This is a genomic window from Kitasatospora sp. NPDC058243, assembly GCF_042882025.1.
Classification (GTDB): domain Bacteria; phylum Actinomycetota; class Actinomycetes; order Streptomycetales; family Streptomycetaceae; genus Kitasatospora.
The window spans coordinates 2,477-20,885 of the sequence record NZ_JBHVWW010000106.1 but is presented as its reverse complement, the minus strand read 5'-3'; the positions used below and the strand labels follow the sequence as shown (position 1 = coordinate 20,885).

The window sequence follows — 18,409 nt, the reverse complement described above, 5'->3', positions numbered from 1 at the left end:
GGCGGCCCAGCCGCAGGTCGGCCTCGATCCGCTGGTCCAGGGCGCAGAGCCGGGTCTCCTCCAACCGCTTGGCCTCGACGGCGAGTTGACCGCCGAGCGGGATGTCGGCGAAGGCCGGACCGCGCCACAGGCCGAGCGCCTCGCCCAACTGGCGGGCGGCGAGCGGGAAGTCGCCGCCGTCCATGGCCCGGTAGCCGAGGCCCGCGAGGCGGTCGAACTCCTGGAGGTCGACCAGTCCGCCGCCGCTGTCGAGCCGGTAGCCGCCGGGCGAGGTCACCAGGACGTCCTTGGCTCCGCACGCTCCCCCGGCGTCATCGCGGTGGGCGAGCGCCCGGTCGATGAGGTCGCGCAGTTGGAGGACGTAGGTCTGGACGGTGGTGCGCGCGCTGCGCGGCGGATGGCCGGACCACAGTTCCTCGGCGAGGACGCCCGCCGAGATGACCTGGTCGGCGCGCAGGGCCAGCAGAGCGAGCACTTGCCGTGGTTTCGGCGCCGAGGGCACCACCGACACCCCGCACACCTGGACCCCCAAGGCCCCTAACACCCGGATCTCCATGACGTCCACCCCAATCCAGACGGATCGGCGACCCCGACGGCCACCGGCCGGCCGGTGCTGTGGCTATCGCACAGCCGAGCACCGGGTGCTCATCCAAAAACAGGACGGACGGTTTGTCAATACAAAGCCGAACGAGCTGTTTGTTTTTGGACGGACAATCGAGCGCCGGACTGCTGCGACCAACCGGAATGACCGCCGCCGCGAGCGCCGCCGCGTCAACCCCGGACGCACACTCTCAGGCCCCGCCCGCACGGGCCGCCGCCAGCTCGGCCACCACCCGCTCACCACGGTCCGAGCCCAGGTCCAGCGTGGCCAGCACCCCGGGGACGGTGATGCTCGGCATCACGTGCCGGTACAGCACGGCCACCCGGCGCTCCAGATCCGCCCGGCCGGACATCTTCTGGGACTGGATCTGCACGCCCGTCCAGGCACCCGTCACCAGCCACGCCGTCTCGGCCGGCAGCACGTGCGGCAGCAGTTCGCCCCGCTCGCCGGCCGCCGTCAGCACCGCCTCCAGCCGGGCGATCCACCCGGGCGTGGCACCACCGCCGAGGTCGCCGAACACGTCCTGGCCGAGCGAGAGCCGCGCGCCCGCGCTCAGCAGCGGGTCACGCGGCATGAGATGCGCGACGACCATCCCCAGGTCGACGAACTCCTGGAGCTTGCAATGCCGTTCGGGGATCTCATCCCGACCGAACTGCTCCTCCACGACGCCCTGCGCGAGCTCCCGCTTCGACGCGAAGTGGAAGTACACCGCGCCCCGGGTCACACCCGCGCGGGCGACCACCTCGCCGATCGTCGCCCCCTCGTACCCGTGCTCGTCGAAGACCGAGGCCGCCGCCTCCAGGATCAGCCGACGCGTCCGGATCGCCCGCTCCTGCCGCACCACCGCAACCACCCCACCTGAACCGCTCGGCAAACAAAACCAAACACCCTGTATCTTACCCGCCGGTCAACCGGCGATCCCTCCTCCCCAGGTCGCATGCACCCGCCTTCGAGCGAAGGAAAACCGCGTGGACGGCACAGGGCGGGAAAGCGACCGCCGCCCCTCCCCCAGCCGACAGAGCCGGAATCCGGCTCCCCACTTCTGGCCGCATCCCACCGAAAACGGCCCGCCGTGATAATGCACCTGTCATCCCACTTTTGGGGATTCCTTTGCAGGCCAGGCGGCATCCACCCCAGGCTCGGTCCACCCGGACGGCCATCACGCGGCACCTGGAGCGACCACCCGACCACGCTCGGCCGCCAACGAACCTTCGTTCGGGCTCCTTGAAAACCAAACCGGAAGGTACGTATCTTACGAGCCCTGAGCAGCCCACCCCGCCCGCCACGGCCTTCCGGAGCGCTCCCATGACCCTGCTTGCCTACCGCGCCCCCGCCATCTCCCGCGCCGCCGGCGCGGACCACGGCACCACCCCCGGCCGCACCGCCGGACCGTCCGTGCCGACCGGACCGGCACCGCGCCTGACCAGCACCGTTGCCAAGGAGTACGTCCACCGGGCCTGCCACGCCGAGGTCTTCCTCACCGGCAGCGAGCAGCTGAACGAGACGACCTTCGCCGTCACCGCGCAGTGGCCGCGCGCCCACACCTTCTTCACCACCCCCGACGGAACCCGGCACGACCCGATCCAGACCGCTGAAACGATCCGCCAAGCCGGGCTCTACCTCGCGCACACCCGGTTCGGCGTCCCGCTCGACCACAAGTTCATGATGTGGAACCTCGACTACACCACCCGCCCCCGCCAACTGCTCATCGGCGCGGCGCCCACCGACCTCAGCATCGAGGCCAGACTCGTCCCACAGCCGCGCCGGAGCGGCACCACCATCGACTTCACCCTCAGCGCCGTCATCCGACGCGGCGCCCACCTCGCCGCCACCGGACACACCCGGTTCACCACCGTGCCGGACTCCACCTACCGGCGGCTGCGCGGGGCCCGCCGCGAGGCCGACCCGGCGCCCGCCGTCTCCGGCGAGCCGCTGGCCCCGGGCCGAGTGGGCCGGATCCGCCCCTACGACGTCGTCCTGACCCCGGCCGACGCACCCGGGACCTGGCACCTCACCCCCGATCCCTGGCACCCGATCCTCTTCGACCACGCCAACGACCACATCCCCGGCATGGTCCTGCTGGAGGCCGCCCGCCAGGCCACCAACGCGCTCGTCTCACCGGCCACCGTCATCCCCGCCTCCGCCGCGACCACCTACCACCGGTACGCCGAGCACGACGCCGCCACCACGATCACCGCCCGGCACACCCCCGGCGACGACCCGGACGCCCTCACCACCACCGTCACCGGCCACCAGAACGGCGAGCCGATCTTCACCACCGTCCTGACCGGCCACACCGACCAGCGGTGACCGGCGCTGACGGGCGCTGACCGGCACTCACGGGCTCCCGTCGACCCGCGCCGACCCCGACCAGTCCCGACCAGTCCCGACCAGCGCGGACCAGCCCCGACCAGCACGGACCGCCGGCCGCCCACCGTCCCACCCGGCCCGCCCGACCTCCACGGTCGGGCGGGCCGTCGGCGCGTCGGAGACGAACCCCTCCCATGGACTGGCACCGGACGAACACCTGCGCGAGGATGTCAGCCCTTGGATTCGCAGTGACCGGGAGTACACAGTGCGTGAAGTCGCTTCGCACCAGAACGAGTTGATCAGACTGACGGACCGCCCCGGCACCGACGATGCCACCGGGCACGAGGGGCGCACCGGCGGCCGGAGCGTACGGGTGCGGGTGCTGGGGCGACACGCACCGGGCTCCCTGCTCGGCCACGACTGGCTGGACTGCGAGATCACCGTCACCGCTGACTCGGCCCGCGGGCAGTTCGTCACGCTGGTGACGGAACGTCAGCTTCAGCAGTGGGAAGCCGCCCTGGAACGGTTGGCGCGGCGCGAGGCGGTGCGCTGGCTGGACGAGGAGCACGGCCCGGAGCTGCGGATCGAGCCGGGGCGGCCCGGCGGCCTCTGGGTGACCGTCTCCGACGCCGAGGACTCCGGAGTCACCCTCCGGGTCGTCCTGTCCCCCGCCCCCGGCTGGCTGGACGAGCAGCGCGCCCTGCTCGAACTCATCCGGGACGCCTACCCGTTCGAGGTGATCGAGGTCGCCCCCGGCATCCACGCCTGGCGCGGGCGGCAGGGGAACGGCAACTGACGGATTGTCAGAATCCTTTTGATGACAAGACCGACGCCCGGCGCAGCGAGCGGCCGGGCAGGGCAGGGCAGGGCAGGGCGAGCGGCAGTATGACCGGTCCGGTGGCGGTGGTGTGGCGGTGGCGGTGGCGGTGGTCCGGCCGCCACCGATAATGGCGACATGATCGAGAAGCAGCTCCGCGTCGTCCTCGCCGAGGACTCGGTGATCCTCCGGGACGGCATGGTCGAACTCCTCACCGCGCGCGGGTGCGCCGTGGTTGCCACCGCCGGAACGGCCCCCGAACTCGTCGCCGCCGTCGCCGAGCACCGGCCCGATGTGGCCGTGGTCGACATCCGGATGCCGCCCAGCCACACCGACGAGGGCATCCGCGCCGCCGTCGAGCTCCGCTCCACCTCGCCCGGGGTCGGCATCCTGGTCTTCTCCCAGCACGTCGAGACCGCCTGGGCGGCCCGGCTGCTCGCAGGTGGCGCCGCCGGCGTCGGCTATCTGCTCAAGGAACGCGTGGCCCGCACCTCGGAGTTCGTGGACGCGCTGCAGCGGGTCGCGGCCGGCGGCACGGCACTCGACCCGGAGATCGTCAACGGCCTGATGCACGGCGGGCGGCGCAGCCGCGTCGACGCGCTCACCCCGCGCGAACGGGAGGTGCTGGAGCTGATGGCGCAGGGTCACTCCAACCGCTCGATCGCCGGGCTGCTCATGGTCTCGGAGCGGGCGGTGGAGAAGCACGTCGCCGCCGTCTTCGCCAAGTTCGACCTGCCGGCGACCGAAGCCGACAACCGGCGGGTGAAAGCCGTCCTCACCTACCTCGCCGAGAACGGCGGCTGAGCCGGGAGCAGCGGTTCCGTGGACGGCCCCGCCGCGGGCACCCGTCACAGGCTGCTCGGCAGTTCGGCGGTGACCGTCGTCGGCCCGCCCGGCGGACTGTCCATCCGCAGCACCCCGTCCACCGCCGCGAGCCGTTCGGCCAGGCCCGCCAGGCCCGAGCCGGAGCCCGAACCGGAGCCTCTGCCGGAGCCCCCGCCCGGAGCGGCGCCCCCGCGGCCGTCGTCGCGCACCGTCAGCCGCACCCGCCCGTCGGCTGCGCTGACCGTGAGCTCCGCCGCCGCCGCGCCGCTGTGCTTGGCGACGTTGGTCAGCAACTCGGCCGCACAGAAGTAGACGGCCTGCTCGATCGCCGCGTCCGGCCGCTCCCTCAGATCCAGCCGGACCGTGACCGGCACCGGCGCGGTGGCGGTGAGCCCGGGCAACGCCTGGGCGAGGCCGCCGTCCAGCGCCACCGGGTGGATGCCCCGAGTGAGCCGGCGCAGTTCCGCGATGGTGTCGTCGGTCTGCCGGCGAGCCCGGTCGACCAGGGTGCGCAGGCGCTCGGCCTCCGGAGTGCCGGGCGGGCCGGTCGGCTCGGGCTGCCCGGTCGGCTCGGGCTGGGCGACGCCAACGGCCTTACCGGTGACCTCGCCGGTGACCTCGCTGAGGGCGTCGTCGGCCAGCGAGAGCGTGATGGCGAGCGCGACCAGTTGCGCCTGCGTCCCGTCGTGCAGATCGCGTTCGAGACGGCGCAACCGGTCGGTGTTCTCGGCGAGCAGGGTGGCCCGGGCGGTCTCCAACTCGCGCACCCGCTCCTGCGACCGCACCGGGCCGAGCAGCAGCCGGGCGAGGCCCCGATTGGCCGCGCTCACCGCCCGCAGCGCCGCCGGCACCACCGCCAGTACGGCGAGCCCGACCGGGGCCCCGGCCACGTCCGGCCAGCCGACCGGCCTCGGCCCGGGCTCCAGCAGCCGCACCCACAGCGGGAAGCCGACCAACCAGACGCAGCTGAGCGGCAATCCGACCGCGACCAGGAAGCCGAGCACCCCCAATGGCAGCCGCAGCAGCAGGTAGAGCAGTGCCCGCCAGGCCACCGGGTCGGTCAGCACCGCCCGGCCCCGGGCGATCGCCCCGGACGGCCGGGGCAGCGCCCCCGGGGCCGGCACCGGCTCGCCGAGCAGCCGCCCGACCAGTCGCCGGTGCACCCCGCCCAGCCCGCGCGCCCCGGCCAGGGCGGCCACCACGAACGGCAGCCCGAGCACGGTGAGCGAGAGCAACGCCCCGGCATAGAGCACGGCCACGGCGTAGACCCCGCCGAGCACGCCGACCGGCAGCCCGAGCAGCGCGAAGGCCAACTCGCCACCGCGCACCGACAGATACCGCCGACGCTCAGCCACCGTCCACCTCACCACTCCCGCTCACCGCGCTCACCGCCTCGACGACACACCCAGGCGGCTTCGACCCGACCCCGCCGCACCTGGCGAAGGGCCCGGTCACCCCCGCTCACCGCCGACCGCCTCGACCGCGCGCCCCCGGATCGCCCGCAGGCCGGTGCCCAGGATCCCCGGTACCGTCAGCGCCGCCGCGCCCGCCACCACCCAGCCGCACGCAGCGCCGGGCACCACCGGCAGCACCGACCCCGTCACCGCCCGGGCGAACGCCCCCGTGGCGACGGCCGCCACCGCCGCACCCAGCAGCACGCCGACCGCCGTGGTGAGGGCCGCCTCGACGGACAGCATCCGCAGCAGTTGCCGCCTGGTCGCGCCGACCAGGCGCAGTAGCGCGAACTCGCGCCACCGGTCGGCCGTCAGGGCGACCAGCGTGTTGACGGTGGAGACGGCTGCGAAGCAGACCAGCATCCCCAGTTCTGCCTCGCGCAGCCAGACGTCCGTCGCCTTGGTGACGCTGGTCGCGGCGCCGGTCGTACGGACCACGTGCTCGGCGGTGCTCGTCATGATCAACATGGTGCCCGACAGCCCGACCAGGAGCGCGACCGGCACCACGGCCGAGGAGAGCCGGGCCGCGTAGCCGCGCAGGTTGGCGTCGGCGAGCCAGCCCGCTCCGGGGGCCAGCACCCGTACCGGCGCGCCGAGCACGGCGGCCACGGCCCGTGCGGCGAGTGGCCCGAGCAGGGCGAGGGCGACCAGCAGCACCAGTGAGCCGAGCATCGTCGCCTGCCCCGCCTTGTCCAGTTCGCCGGCCCCTCTGGTGGCGGCGAGCCGCAGCAGCAGCACCCCGCCCGCCAGGACGGCCAGCCCGGCCAGCACTCGCAGCACGCCCGCCCGCCGCTGGCCCGAGGTGTCCGCGGTCAGCGCGGCGGCCGGGGTGAGCCGGGTGATCCGTCGGGCGGCGAGGGCGGTGGCGGCCAGGCCGACCAGCAGCGCCACCGCCAGTGCGACCAGCATCGGCACCGGCGTCCCGGGGATCCGCAGGCCGGGCGCGGCCAGCCCGCGCCGTTGGAGCGCGGCGAGGAAGCCCCGGGCGGCGAGGGTGCCCGCCGCGCCGCCGGGCACGGCTATCAGCAGGATGGTCGCCGCGACCTGGGCCCGCACCAGCCGACGCACCTGACGGGGTGTCGCGGCGACCGTCCGCAGCAGGGCGAGGTCGCGGTGCTGCTGGCGGAGGGTGAAGCCGAGCGCGTTGACCACGACGAACAGCGCGACCAGGACGGCGATCTCACCGAACGCCCCCGCGATCAGCAGCAGGCCCGGCCCGGCCACCGCCCGGCGGGCCACCGCGGCGGGGGCCGTGGCCTGGGCGGCGACCAGCGAGCCGAACAGCGTCACCGTCGCCACCGCCAGGAACAGCGCCACCGCCAGCCCGGCGAAGGAGGCCGGTCGGCGCCGGATCTGGCCGGCCGCCAGGGAGAGGACGGGGCTCATCGTGCTCCCCCGCCCAGCCGGCTCAGCCGCTCGCCGACCTGTGCGGCGGTCGGCCGGTCGAGCTCGTCCACCAGCAGCCCGTCGGCCAGCAGCAGCACGCGGTCCGCGTAGCCGGCGGCCACCGGATCGTGGGTGACCATCACACACGTCCGCCCGTCCAGGTCCACACCGGAACGCAGCAGGTCGAGGACGTCGTGCCCGGTCGCCCGGTCGAGCGCGCCGGTCGGCTCGTCCGCGAACAGCACGGCCGGCCGCGCGACCAGCGCCCGGGCGATCGCCACCCGCTGCTGCTGGCCGCCGGACAGCTGCCCGGGCCGGTGCCGCTCCCGCCCGGACAGGCCGACCCTGGCGAGCGCCTCCCGCACCTGCGCCCGGTCCGGCCGCGCCCCCGCGAGCCGCCCGGGAAGTTCGACGTTCTGCGCGACGGTCATCGCGGGCATCAGGTTGAACGCCTGGAACACGAACCCCACCCTGGTGCGGCGCAGCTGCGCGAGCCGCCGCTCGGGCAGCCGGGACACCTCCGTCCCACCCCAGCGGACGATGCCCCGGGTGGGGCGGTCCATCCCCGCGAGGCAGTGCAGCAGCGTCGTCTTGCCGGAACCCGAGGGCCCCATCACCGCCGTGAACGTCCCCGGCGCGAAGGCCACGGACACCCCCCGCAGCGCCCGGACGGCGGCCGCGCCCCGCCCGTACTCCCGGTGCAGCCCGTCCCCGGTCAGGGCCGCGCCCGCCACCTCACCGCTCGCCGCCACGGCGGCTGTCGTCATCCCGTTCATGCCCTCCATCCTGGACATGAACGGCCGCACAATCGATTGGGCTGGCCCCCCAATTCGGGGTTCGGAAAACCGAACCCCGCAGGTGGTCCTACCTCCGGACCCAGGACGCGTACGTCGGGTCGAGGCCGTCCCGGTCCCCTCCCACCTCAGTGCCATCGCCGTCGCGGTCGAGGTCGACCGACCCGAGCCACCGTCACGACGCCCGCCGGTGCGGTACTAGGCTGGCTCCCGTTTGACCGGGGGACGGGGGACGGATGTCTGAGGACGGGGGTCACGTGACCTTGCTGGAGAACGATCCGCGCGAGATCGGCGGGTACCGGCTGGAGGGCCGGATCGGTGCGGGCGGCATGGGCGTCGTGTACCGCGCGCGGTCACTGTCCGGGCGGCAGGTGGCGCTCAAGGTGATCCGCCCCGAGCTCGCCGGGGACGAAGAGTTCCGGGCCCGGTTCCGGCACGAGGTCGAGGCCGCCCGCCGGGTGAGCGGGGCGTTCACCGCGCCCGTCGTCGACGCGGACCCCGACGCCCCGTCGCCCTGGCTGGCCACCCTGTACGTCCCGGGCCCTTCGCTGGCCGAACGGATCGCCCGGCAGGGCCCGTTGAGCCCGCCGGAGGTACGGCGGCTGGCGACGGGCCTCGCGGAGGCGCTGCGGGACATCCATCGCGCCGGGCTGGTGCACCGGGACCTCAAGCCCGGCAACGTCCTGCTCGCCGAGGACGGCCCCCGCGTGATCGACTTCGGCATCGCCCGCGCCCTGGACGGCACCCAGCTCACCAGCACCGGAGTCGCCGTCGGCACACCGCCGTTCATGGCGCCTGAGCAGTTCCGGCACGGCGACACCAGCCCGGCCACCGACGTGTTCGCGCTCGGTTCGGTACTGGCCTTCGCGGGCACCGGGCGCGGTCCGTTCGGCTCGGACTCCTCGCACGCGGTGGGCTTCCGGGTCGTCTACGAGGAGCCGGACCTCGCCGGGCTGGCGGCGGAGCTGCTCCCGATGGTCGCGGCCTGCCTCGCCAAGGAGCCGACCCGACGGCCCACCCTGGAGACGTTGCTGACGTGGTCCGTCGCGGGCGTGGAGCCTCCCCCGGCCGCTCCCGACACCCGGCCCGCGACCGTGTGGGAGCGGCCCGCCGTGCCGCCCGTTCCGACCGAGCCGGACGTCCGCTCGGCACCCCTCGCGCCCGCCTTCCCCCCGCCCGCCGGGCCCCCCGTCATACCGGCACCGACCGGCCCCGCCGTCCCCCGGCCCCGCCGCCGGACGGCCGCGCTCGTCGTCGCGGTCGCCGTCGCGTTGGCCGCGGCCGGCGGCACGGCCGTCCTGCTGCGGCAGAAGGAGAAGGACAACGGCGGTGCCGGTGCCCTGCCCCCGGCCGCCTCGGCGCCGTCCACTCCCGGCCAGTCAGGCCACTCAGGCCAGTCGGGCCCGCCCGACTGCCCCTCGGCCCGCGCTGTCGTGGGCGGAGACGGCCCGTTGGAGACCGTCATGAGCCGTTGGACGGCCGACTACCACCAGGCGTGCCCCACGGCGAACGTGACCGCCACCGATGTGAGCGGCACCGCCGGCCAGCAGTTCGTCGCCGGCCAGGTCGACGCCGTCACCCTCGACGACGCACCCCTGGGCGACGAGGCCGCCGGCCTCGGCAAGCGGTGCGCGGCCGCCCGGCCCGCCCAACTCCCGCTCGCCGCACTGCCGATCGCGGTCGTCTACAACGTCCCCGGGCTCGACTCGCTGGTGCTGGACGCCCCGACGGTGGCCCGGATCTTCAACAGCCAGATCACCAGCTGGCGGGATCCCGCGATCGCCACGCTCAACCCCGGCCGGGTGCTGCCCGACACGGCCATCACCGCGGTCCACCCGTCGGGCGAGTCGCCGATCACGCTCGGCTTCACCCGCTACCTCGCCAAGGCCGCGCCCGCCGGCTGGCCGTACCCGACGGTCGCCCACTCCTGGCCCGCTCAGGCGATGGGCGGCCTGACGGTCGGCGACCTCGGCGCCGTCCACTCGACGGTGGCCGGCAAGTCCGGCGCGATCGCCTTCCTCCCGCTCAAGGACGCCGACGGGTTGCGGACCGCCAAACTGTCCGCCGGCTCCGGCCCGGTGGCCGCCACCACCGAGGCCGCCACCGCTGCCCTGGTCGGCGCCAAGGTCACCGGCACGGGCGCCGACCTGACAGTCGACGTCGACTACGCGAACCCCGGCTCCGGCGCGTACCCGCTCGTCCAGGTCGGCTACGCGGTGTTCTGCGGCACCGACGCACCGGACAACCGCGACAACCACCCGACCCGGGCACTGGCAGGCCTGCTCTCCCACGCGGTGAGCGCCACCGGCCAGCCGGCCGCGACGCAGTCGGGCTACGCCGCGCTGCCGCCCGCCCTCGCCCGTCAGGTCACCGACGCGCTGAACGGCCTGACGGCCGGCTGACCCGGCAACGGTGGGCGGTGGGCCCGCGAGCTGAGCCTCACCCGCCCCGGGCCCCGCGCCGCCCATCCGACGAGGGATCATGAACGGGTGACCATCGACCTGCTGCCCGGCCACGGCCTCCGCCTGCCCGCGCCGCTGCCCGAACTGCGCTTCGGCCTCACCGAGGCGACGGTCCGCCGCCTGCTGGCCCCGCACCGCGAGGCGCTCCCAGGCGGTGTGCACCCCACCTTCGTCTGCGGCTCCAGCTGGGCGCTGCACTTCACCCTGCCCGGGGTCGGCGTCACCCTCTGCTCGGGCCCGGGCGAGCACCTCCGGGTCGTCTTCCTCTCGCGCTGCCCGGTGGAGCCGGTGGAGGGTGCGGCCGCCTGCCCGGTCGGCCTCCACGGCATCGACGTCTTCGGCTGGCCGGCCCACGAGGTGGTCGAGGCGCTGCGCGCCGAAGGCCTGCCCGTCCCCGACCTCGTCCACGGCAACGTCCGGTACGACACGCTGCGCCTCAGCCGAAACACCCCCGTGCGCTGGACCCCGGCCGGCGGGCGGAAACCGCGCCACGAACCGCCGTTCACCTTCGGCCTCGTCTCCCTCTCCTCCTCGGCCCCCGCCGCCCCGGACGAGGCGGCGCCATGACCGGGCCGCCGGGCCGTGGCACCCACCGGCCGGTTCCTCGGACCGTTCCTCGGGCCGTTCCTCGGGCCGTTCCTCGGGCCGTTCCTCGGAAGCCCACCACCCCTCACCCCCTCACCAGGAGTCGACATGACCACCACCCCCGCGACCACTCCCTCGACCATCGCCGTCCTCGGACCTGGCGGCGTCGGCGGCCTGATCGGCGGCCTGCTCGCGCGCGCCGGGCACCGGGTGATCTGCCTGGCCGGCGAGGAGACCGCCGCCGTCCTCAACCGGGACGGACTGCACGTCCGCAGTGGGCAGTTCGGCGATTTCACCGCCCGGGTCGAAGCCGCCACCGAACTGCGCGAGCCGGTCGACGCCGCATTCGTGACCGTCAAGGCGACGGCGCTGGCCGACGCGCTCGACCGGATGCCGCCGCAGACCCTCGGCTCCGCCGTCGTGGTACCGCTGCTCAACGGAATCGACCACGTCGCGGCGCTGCGCGAGCGCTACCCGGCCGGGCAGGTCGCGGCCGGCACGATCCGGGTCGAGGCCACTCGGACCGCGCCCGGGCGGATCGCCCACACCAGCCCCTTCGCGGTGCTCGAACTGGCCGGACCGGTAGCGGACTTGGCCGATCGGTTGCGGCGCGCCGGCCTCGATGTCACGCTGCGCGAGGACGAGACCGCGATGCTCTGGAGCAAGCTCTCCTTCCTCGCCCCGTTCGCGCTGCTCACCACCCGCCACCGCAGCGAGGTCGGCGTCGTGCGCACCGAGCACCGGTCCGAGCTGCTCACCGTCCTCGACGAGATCGCGGCCGTCTCCGGCGCGGCGGGCGCCCCGGCGGACGCACAGGCACTGCTCACCGCCTTCGACCGGGTGCCCGGGTCGATGAAGTCCTCGATGCAGCGCGACGTGGAGGCCGGCCGTCCGATCGAGCTGGACGCCATCGGCGGCGCCGTCCTGCGGGCCGCTGCCACGCACGGGGCCGACACCCCGGCCCTCGCCGGACTGGTGCGCGACCTGTCCGAACCGGCCAACCGGTAGCACCCGCAGCCGACTTCACGTCATGGGGCAGGGCCTCTGACGTGAAGTCGGTGACATCGGTGAATTCGGCGAAGTCGAGCCCGGAATCTGATGTTCCATCAACTCCCGTTCCTGGCCGACAGTAAAGGTTCACCCATGATTCACCCGATCGGGCGGAACCACGAGTGGGCGATCAGGCGTTGTTGCCGGCGGGAGGGATACAGACATGACAAGGAAACCGTACCGACTGGCCGCCGCCGCACTCGCGCTGCTCGCCACCGCTCCACTACTCAGCGCGTGCAAGGACGTCGACCAGGCACTCGACTGCGGCAAACAGGCCGTCAGCATCACCGGCGACATCCAGGACCTCGCCTCATCGGCCATCAACGTCGGCCAACTCACCGACCAGGAGCGCCGCAAGCACACCGCCGACGCCCTGAAGAAGGTCGGCGACGACATCAAGAAGCTCCGCGACCACAACAGCGGGGACAAGCTCGACAAGGCCACCGACAAGCTGAACAAGGCCGTCTCCAGCGCCCAGGACAACGTCTCCAAGGGCAAGATGCCCGACATCGGGGCGATCACCGACGCCGCCGGCGACGTGACCAGCGCCTGCGCCGGGTCCTGAGCCACCTACCGCGCCGCCCGCTCCCGGCCCCGCACCCGCGGGGTCGGGAGCAACCCGGGGCCCGCCCCGGCCTGTCGCCGCCGACCGGGCCCCGCCAGGCGGTAGGAATGGCACCGGGACCGAACCGCACCACGGAGGCACCGGTGAACCACCCGATCCTCGACCAGATCCGCGACCTGCGCGCCGAGTTGGCGCCCGGCGACGCCGCCCCTGCACTCGTCACGGCGCTCGCCGACGGCACGGCGCCCCGCTCGACCCTGGCCGAACTCGCCGCCCAGCAGCACCGGATCATCGCCTCCGACCGGCGCAGCCTGCTGCTGCTCGCCACCCGCAGCGCCGACCGTCCGGTGAGCGCCTGGTTCGCCACCCTCGCCGAGGGCGAGAGCGCCGCGCTGCGCACCCTGCCCGGCCTCGCCGCCGCCTGCGGCCTCGGCCCGGACGAACTCGCCGCCCGGCCACCGCTGCCCGGCTGCCAGGCCTACCCGGCCTACCTCGCCTGGCTCGCGCTGAACGGCGGGCCCACCGCCGCAGCCGTCGCCCTGGTCACCAACTTCGCTGCCTGGGGCGGCTACTGCGCCACCATCGCGCAGGCCCTGCGCGACCGCTACGGCTTCCCCGACCAGGCCTGCGCGTTCTTCGACTTCTTCGCCCAGCCCGCCACCGCACTCGAACAGCAGGCCGCCGACGCCCTCGGGCCGGACCCGCTGGACGAGCCGACCCTGGCCGTGGCCCGCGAGTACGGCCGACTGCTCCAGGCGTACGAGCACCTGTTCTGGGACACCCTCGGACAGCTCGACCAGGATCCCCCGGGCCGCGGGAACGGGCCGACCGGGCACGGGAACTGACGGCTCGCCCCCCGCACCCGGTCGGCCTCGCTCAGGCCTGCCAGTGCGGCTTGCCGCTGACCATCCGGCAGTAGATCATCCCCCCGTTGGCGTCATGGGTGCTCCTGCCGAGATCGGCGTTGCGGCAGAACTGCCCGGCCGCGTAGCAGTTCCCCGCGTTCGAGCGGAGCTCGCACTCCGCGCCGCCGGCCGCCGCGGTGTGCTGCGGCTCCGGGGCGGTCGGCGGCTGGGCCGTGGTGGTCTTCGGCTGCGGCGCCTTCGGGGTGGGCGACGGCGCGTGGGTGCTGGGGGCCGCCGGGGCGGGGGCGGCCGGCGTGCTCGGCGCGGGGTCGGACGCGGGCGGCGGCGTGCTGGCCGGGGGCGCGGCGGGCGGTGCGACCGGCGGGGTCGACTGGGTGGTGGCGGCCGCCGGGGCGGTCACCGGGGGCGAGGCCTTGGCTCCGCCGTCGGCGGCCGACGGGTCGCAACCGGTCAGCGCCAGACCGACGGTGAGGACGAGTCCGGCGAAGCCGGCCAGGCCGGCGCGCCGACGCCCGCGTATGCGTGAAGGCATGGGTGGAGAACGCTCCGTTCCGTTTGGATGAGGTGTGCGATTCAAGCAGAGCCCGCACACGATCCGTGCACGGATCTCCCACTCGTTGGCAGATCGAGATCTGCCGACCACCGAGCGTCGCCGCCCTCCGGTCCGCCGTCACGCTGCGCCGAACCGCCGAGCCGCTTGCCGCCCCAACAGGGGTATAGCGCCGGAGCGCAGGGGAATCCGGCGCGTTCCTGACATTGCCGGCCCTGCTTCCAGCCCGTCTACCCGATCCTGAGCGTCTACGGCCTCACCTTGGCCACCGGCTGAGCGGCCGAGCGGCTGGTCGAGCCGCCGGCCGAGCCACGGGCCACTGTTAGGGCAGCCCCGCCGTCCGGCGCTCGAACACCTCCGGGCGCGCGGTCTCCAGGGCGGTGGCGACCGCGCCGAGGAGGACCGCCTCCTCCCCCAGCAGGCTCGGCGCGAGCGTCGGACGCATCGGGGCGATCCGGTGCAGGGCCTGCTCCAGCGGCTCCAGGAGCAGGTCCGCGCTGTTGCCGATGCCGCCGCCGAGGACCACCAGGTCCGGATCCAGCACGGCAGACAACACGGCGACGGCGTAGGCGAGTTGGCCGGCTTCACGGTCGACGGACCGGACCGCCGCCGGGTCACCGGCCCGGGCCCGTTCGAAGACCTGCTTGGCCGTGGGCGCGCCGCCCAGCCCGAGGTCCTGGGCGGTGCGCACCACGGCGTCCGCGGCGGCCTCCTGCTCGATGGTCGCCGGAGGCTCACCGGCGCGGGCGGGCAGCGGCACCAGGCCGATCTCGCCCAGCGCGCCGTGCGCGCCGAGCAGCAGTTCGCCGTCCTTGACCACGCCGACGCCCAGGCCGGTACCGACCAGCAGGTAGGCGAACATCCGGCTGCCCCGGCCGGCGCCGAGCGTGTACTCGCCGAGCGCGGCCAGGTTGGCGTCATTGGCCACGGTGACGGCCACCCCCAGGCCCTCCCCGATCCGGTCGAACAGGCCGGGCCGGCCCCAACCGGGCAGGCTGGTGGCGTAGCGCACGCCGCGCCGCTGCTCGTCCCACACGCCCGGGGTGCCGATCACCGCGTGCACGATGTCGTCGGCGGCCAGGCCCGCCTCGGCGATGGCCTCGTGGGCGGCGGCGACCACGGCGTCGGCGACGGCGTTCGCCGAGCGGCCCCGGTTGGCCACGTCCCGGCGGGCGACGACCGTCCCGGCGAGGTCCGCGACGGCGACCCGCAGCCTGGCCCGCCCGATGTCCACGCCGAGCACGTGCCCGGCGGCCGGGTCGACCTCGTACAGCACCGCGGTGCGGCCGCGCTCGGGGGCCAGCCGGCCGGCCTCGCGGACCAGCCCGGCCTGCGCCAGGGCGGCCAGGGCGGCGGAGACGGTGGGCTTGGACAAGCCGGTGTCCCGGGCGAGTTGGGCGCGCGAGGAGCCGCCGCCGGTGCGCAGCAGTTCGAGCAGCAGCCATTCGTTGTTGCTGCGCAGCCGCTGCCGGTTCCACGGCACTGCCGGGGCCCCGGCCGCCGGGCGGTGGGTCGGCAGGTGGCTGCTCATCGGTTCCTCCGGTCTGGGCGGGACGGCTGGCGGGCGGGCTGCGCCGGGCGGTGCCAGCACGGCCCGCGGCGTCCGGTGTCGGGCGCCGCCGCCCAAGTATGACCGGTGATCATTCCGTTCCCACCCAGCCGCCGGCCCTGTACCGTCCCGAGCTGTCCCGAGCCGCCCCGAGCGGGACCATCGGGCCCGTCAAGCCCGTCAAGCCGGTCGGACCTGTCAGACGCGTCAGACCCCGGGTCGGATCCCTCAGGCCACCCAGCCGCCCGTCATCCGCCGCACCACCGAGCCGTCCAGGTCGGCCAGCTTGGTGCCGGCGAAGGCCCGGGCCGCCTCGGAGGTCTGCACCCGCAGCGGCGGCCGCTCGGCGGTGAGGGCCGCGACGATCGGGGCGGCCGTCTGCTCCGGGGTCTGGGCCTGGGCGAAGGCCTTCAGCGTGCGGTCGACGTAGGCCTGCAGGGCGGGGGCGTACGGGCCGGCCGCGGCGGTCAGCGCGGGCAGGTCGATGGCCTGGTTGCCGATGAACTCGCTGGCGACGGCGCCCGGTTCGACGACGGTGACGTGCACGCCGACGGTGGCGGCGACCGGCGCCAGCGACTCCATGAAGCCCTCGACGGCGAACTTGGCGGCGCAGTACGCCTCGTTGAAGGGCTGTCCGACCACGCCGCCGACGCTGGTCACGGTGACGACCCGGCCGCCGGAGGCCCGCAGGTGCGGCAGTGCGGCCCGGGTGACCTCGACCACGCCGAAGAAGTTCACCTCCATGGCGGCCCGCACCGGCGCCGTCCCGTCCTGCTCGATCGTGCCGACGTGGCCGGCGCCCGCGTTGTTGACCACCGCGTCGAGCCGGCCGTGCCGGGCGAGGACGGTCTCCAGGCAGGAGGTGACGGAGGCCGGGTCGGTGACGTCCAGCTGCTCGACCTCGATCCGCCCGTCGACGCCCGCCTCGGCGGCGGCGCGCCGCAGGGCTTCGGCCCGTCCGGTGTCGCGCATGGTGGCGACGACGCCGTACCCGGCGCGGGCGGCGGCCACGGCGGTGGCGAGGCCGATCCCGGAGGAGGTGCCGGTGATGAGGACGATCGGGGTGGCGTCGGTGTCCATGGAGGTCTCTCCTCGGGTCTCCCCGGGCTTCTCCGGGGCAGAGTGTGTGCGTGTGCACGCACCCTATATTTAGGTGCACGCGCACGCAAACGCGATCGGCAGCCCGGCGCCGCCGGGCGGGCTGCCGTCACACCTTCGCCAGGGCGCCCTCCACGTCCGCCCACAGGTCCTCGGGGTGCTCGATGCCCACCGACACCCGCACCGTCCCCGGGCCGATCCCGGCGGCGGCCAACTCGGCGTCGTCGAGCTGGCGGTGGGAGGTGCTGGCCGGGTGGAGCACGAGGGTGTGCACGCCACCGAGGGAGGGGGCGAGGGCGGCCAGGCGGACGGACTCGGTGAAGGTGCGGGCCGCCTCGCGGCCGCCGACGAGGTCGAAGGCCAGGACGCCGCCGTGGCCGTCGGGCAGGAGCCGGCGGGCGAGGTCGTGGTCGGGGTGCCCGGGCAGGCCCGGGTAGTGGACGGCGCCGACCGCGGGGTGGGCGGCGAGGCGGCCGGCCAGGTCGAGCGCGGTCTCGCAGTGCCGGCGGACTCGCAGGGCGAGGGTCTGGAGGCCGCGCAGGGTCAGCCAGGCGGCGAACGGGTCGGCGGCGGCGCCGAGTTCGACGGCGTAGTGCCAGACCTTGCGGTGCAGTTCGGCGTCCGCGAGAACGGCGACGCCGGCCAGGACGTCCGAGTGGCCGCCGAGGTACTTGGTGGCCGAGTGGATGACGACGTCCGCGCCGTACTCGATCGGCCGGCAGAGCAGCGGCGTCGCGAAGGTGTTGTCCACGACGCTGACCACCCCGGCCCGCTTGGCGACGCCGATCAGCCCGGGCAGGTCGGTGACCCTGGTCGTGGGGTTGGAGATGGTCTCCAGGTGCAGCAGCCGGGTGGTGGGCCGCAGCGCCGCCTCGACCTCGGCCGGGTCGTCGCCCCCGACGTGGGTGACCTCCACCCCCCAGCGCTCGGCGAGGTCGGCGAGCACGGCGAAGGTGCCGCCGTACAGGCTTCGCTGGGCGATCACGTGGTCGCCGGAGCGCAGCAGGGCGAGCAGGACGGTGTTGATCGCGCCCATGCCGGAGGCGGTGGCGATCGCGCCGGCGCCGCCTTCGAGGTCGGCCACCGCCGTCTCCAGCGAGCGGACGGTCGGGTTGCCGTAGCGGTTGTAGAAGAAGGCCCCGCCCGGGCCGCTGAAGGCCTGGGTGAGCGCGTCGCTGGTGTCGAAGGCGAAGAGGTGGCTCTGGTGCAGCGGCACGCCCATCGGACGGCTGCCGGCGGTGTCCGCGAGGGGCGGGTGGACGATCCGGCTCTCGGGGCGCAGCGCGCCGGGGGCCCGGTGTCCGTCGGGGGTCTGGTGGCCGTCGGGGGTCTGGTGGCCGAGGTAGTCGCTCATGCCGCCCATCGTCGGTCCGGTCGCACGCCGCGCCCAGGGCCAATCGCGCCCGGGTGGCCCGCCCCAATGCCGCCGCGGGGCCCGGGGAGGGCACCACAGTTTCCCTCCGGCGGACAAAAACCCCCCTCTTCAGCTCTGAGAGG

Annotated in this window: 17 protein-coding genes; 8 read left to right on the top strand and 9 right to left on the bottom strand. The window is 74.7% G+C overall.

Features of this window, described 5'->3' with window-relative positions; genetic code table 11:
- Together ACFVX9_RS38065 and ACFVX9_RS38060 are read right to left on the bottom strand one after the other, a co-directional pair.
- Positions 1-556: BTAD domain-containing putative transcriptional regulator (locus tag ACFVX9_RS38065; RefSeq protein ID WP_387986670.1), on the bottom strand; the 556-nt coding region annotated here is incomplete at its 3' end.
- A 235-nt stretch (positions 557-791) separates the two neighbouring features.
- A complete protein-coding gene (locus ACFVX9_RS38060) occupies positions 792-1,445 on the bottom strand; it encodes a ScbR family autoregulator-binding transcription factor (RefSeq protein WP_363378628.1) in 654 nt (217 codons plus the stop codon).
- Positions 1,446-1,906: 461 nt separating this feature from the next.
- On the opposite strand from ACFVX9_RS38060, the gene ACFVX9_RS38055 reads away from it, so the two are divergent.
- The 3 genes from ACFVX9_RS38055 (at position 1,907) to ACFVX9_RS38045 (ending at position 4,532) form a co-directional block, all read left to right on the top strand.
- Entirely contained in the window at positions 1,907-2,911 is a 1,005-nt protein-coding gene (locus tag ACFVX9_RS38055; RefSeq protein WP_387986665.1) for a ScbA/BarX family gamma-butyrolactone biosynthesis protein, read from the top strand.
- Positions 2,912-3,176: 265 nt separating this feature from the next.
- A complete protein-coding gene (locus ACFVX9_RS38050) occupies positions 3,177-3,707 on the top strand; it encodes a DUF5959 family protein (protein WP_380377549.1) in 531 nt (176 codons plus the stop codon).
- 159 nt (positions 3,708-3,866) lie between these two features.
- On the top strand, positions 3,867-4,532 hold the full coding sequence (locus ACFVX9_RS38045; protein ID WP_387986661.1) for a response regulator transcription factor: 666 nt from the start codon (positions 3,867-3,869) through the stop codon (positions 4,530-4,532).
- 44 nt (positions 4,533-4,576) lie between these two features.
- Here ACFVX9_RS38045 and ACFVX9_RS38040 read toward each other — a convergent pair whose 3' ends face one another.
- The 3 genes from ACFVX9_RS38040 to ACFVX9_RS38030 all read right to left on the bottom strand — a co-directional run bounded on the left by ACFVX9_RS38040 (position 4,577) and on the right by ACFVX9_RS38030 (position 8,160).
- Complete coding sequence (locus ACFVX9_RS38040) at positions 4,577-5,908, bottom strand: sensor histidine kinase (RefSeq protein ID WP_387986658.1); 1,332 nt, start codon at positions 5,906-5,908, stop codon at positions 4,577-4,579.
- Positions 5,909-6,004: 96 nt separating this feature from the next.
- Positions 6,005-7,393: an FtsX-like permease family protein gene (locus tag ACFVX9_RS38035; RefSeq protein WP_387986655.1), complete on the bottom strand. Its 1,389-nt coding sequence runs from the start codon at positions 7,391-7,393 to the stop codon at positions 6,005-6,007.
- Positions 7,390-8,160, bottom strand: coding sequence for an ABC transporter ATP-binding protein (locus tag ACFVX9_RS38030; RefSeq protein ID WP_063351693.1), 771 nt, complete (start codon positions 8,158-8,160; stop codon positions 7,390-7,392). The genes ACFVX9_RS38035 and ACFVX9_RS38030 overlap by 4 nt, the downstream gene beginning before the upstream one ends.
- 284 nt (positions 8,161-8,444) lie before the next feature.
- On the opposite strand from ACFVX9_RS38030, the gene ACFVX9_RS38025 reads away from it, so the two are divergent.
- From ACFVX9_RS38025 to ACFVX9_RS38005, 5 genes are all read left to right on the top strand, one after another.
- Positions 8,445-10,589, top strand: coding sequence for a serine/threonine-protein kinase (locus tag ACFVX9_RS38025; protein WP_387986652.1), 2,145 nt, complete (start codon positions 8,445-8,447; stop codon positions 10,587-10,589).
- An 87-nt stretch (positions 10,590-10,676) separates the two neighbouring features.
- Entirely contained in the window at positions 10,677-11,216 is a 540-nt protein-coding gene (locus ACFVX9_RS38020) for a hypothetical protein (RefSeq protein WP_387986649.1), read from the top strand.
- A 126-nt stretch (positions 11,217-11,342) separates the two neighbouring features.
- The gene (locus ACFVX9_RS38015; protein WP_387986646.1) at positions 11,343-12,242 is read left to right on the top strand and encodes a ketopantoate reductase family protein; all 900 of its coding nucleotides are present in this window, start codon (positions 11,343-11,345) and stop codon (positions 12,240-12,242) included.
- Positions 12,243-12,447: 205 nt separating this feature from the next.
- The gene (locus tag ACFVX9_RS38010; protein ID WP_063350735.1) at positions 12,448-12,849 is read left to right on the top strand and encodes a hypothetical protein; all 402 of its coding nucleotides are present in this window, start codon (positions 12,448-12,450) and stop codon (positions 12,847-12,849) included.
- A 143-nt stretch (positions 12,850-12,992) separates the two neighbouring features.
- The gene (locus ACFVX9_RS38005) at positions 12,993-13,694 is read left to right on the top strand and encodes a transcriptional regulator (RefSeq protein WP_387986643.1); all 702 of its coding nucleotides are present in this window, start codon (positions 12,993-12,995) and stop codon (positions 13,692-13,694) included.
- A 31-nt stretch (positions 13,695-13,725) separates the two neighbouring features.
- Here ACFVX9_RS38005 and ACFVX9_RS38000 read toward each other — a convergent pair whose 3' ends face one another.
- The 4 genes from ACFVX9_RS38000 to ACFVX9_RS37985 all read right to left on the bottom strand — a co-directional run bounded on the left by ACFVX9_RS38000 (position 13,726) and on the right by ACFVX9_RS37985 (position 18,266).
- Positions 13,726-14,247 (bottom strand): hypothetical protein, encoded by a 522-nt coding sequence (locus tag ACFVX9_RS38000; RefSeq protein ID WP_380480800.1) that lies wholly within the window; start codon positions 14,245-14,247, stop codon positions 13,726-13,728.
- A gap of 340 nt (positions 14,248-14,587) precedes the next feature.
- Positions 14,588-15,796, bottom strand: coding sequence for an ROK family protein (locus tag ACFVX9_RS37995; RefSeq protein WP_387986639.1), 1,209 nt, complete (start codon positions 15,794-15,796; stop codon positions 14,588-14,590).
- A gap of 246 nt (positions 15,797-16,042) precedes the next feature.
- Positions 16,043-16,894 (bottom strand): SDR family NAD(P)-dependent oxidoreductase, encoded by an 852-nt coding sequence (locus ACFVX9_RS37990; protein ID WP_387986636.1) that lies wholly within the window; start codon positions 16,892-16,894, stop codon positions 16,043-16,045.
- A 127-nt stretch (positions 16,895-17,021) separates the two neighbouring features.
- The gene (locus tag ACFVX9_RS37985) at positions 17,022-18,266 is read right to left on the bottom strand and encodes a trans-sulfuration enzyme family protein (RefSeq protein WP_387986633.1); all 1,245 of its coding nucleotides are present in this window, start codon (positions 18,264-18,266) and stop codon (positions 17,022-17,024) included.
- Positions 18,267-18,409 lie beyond the last annotated feature (143 nt).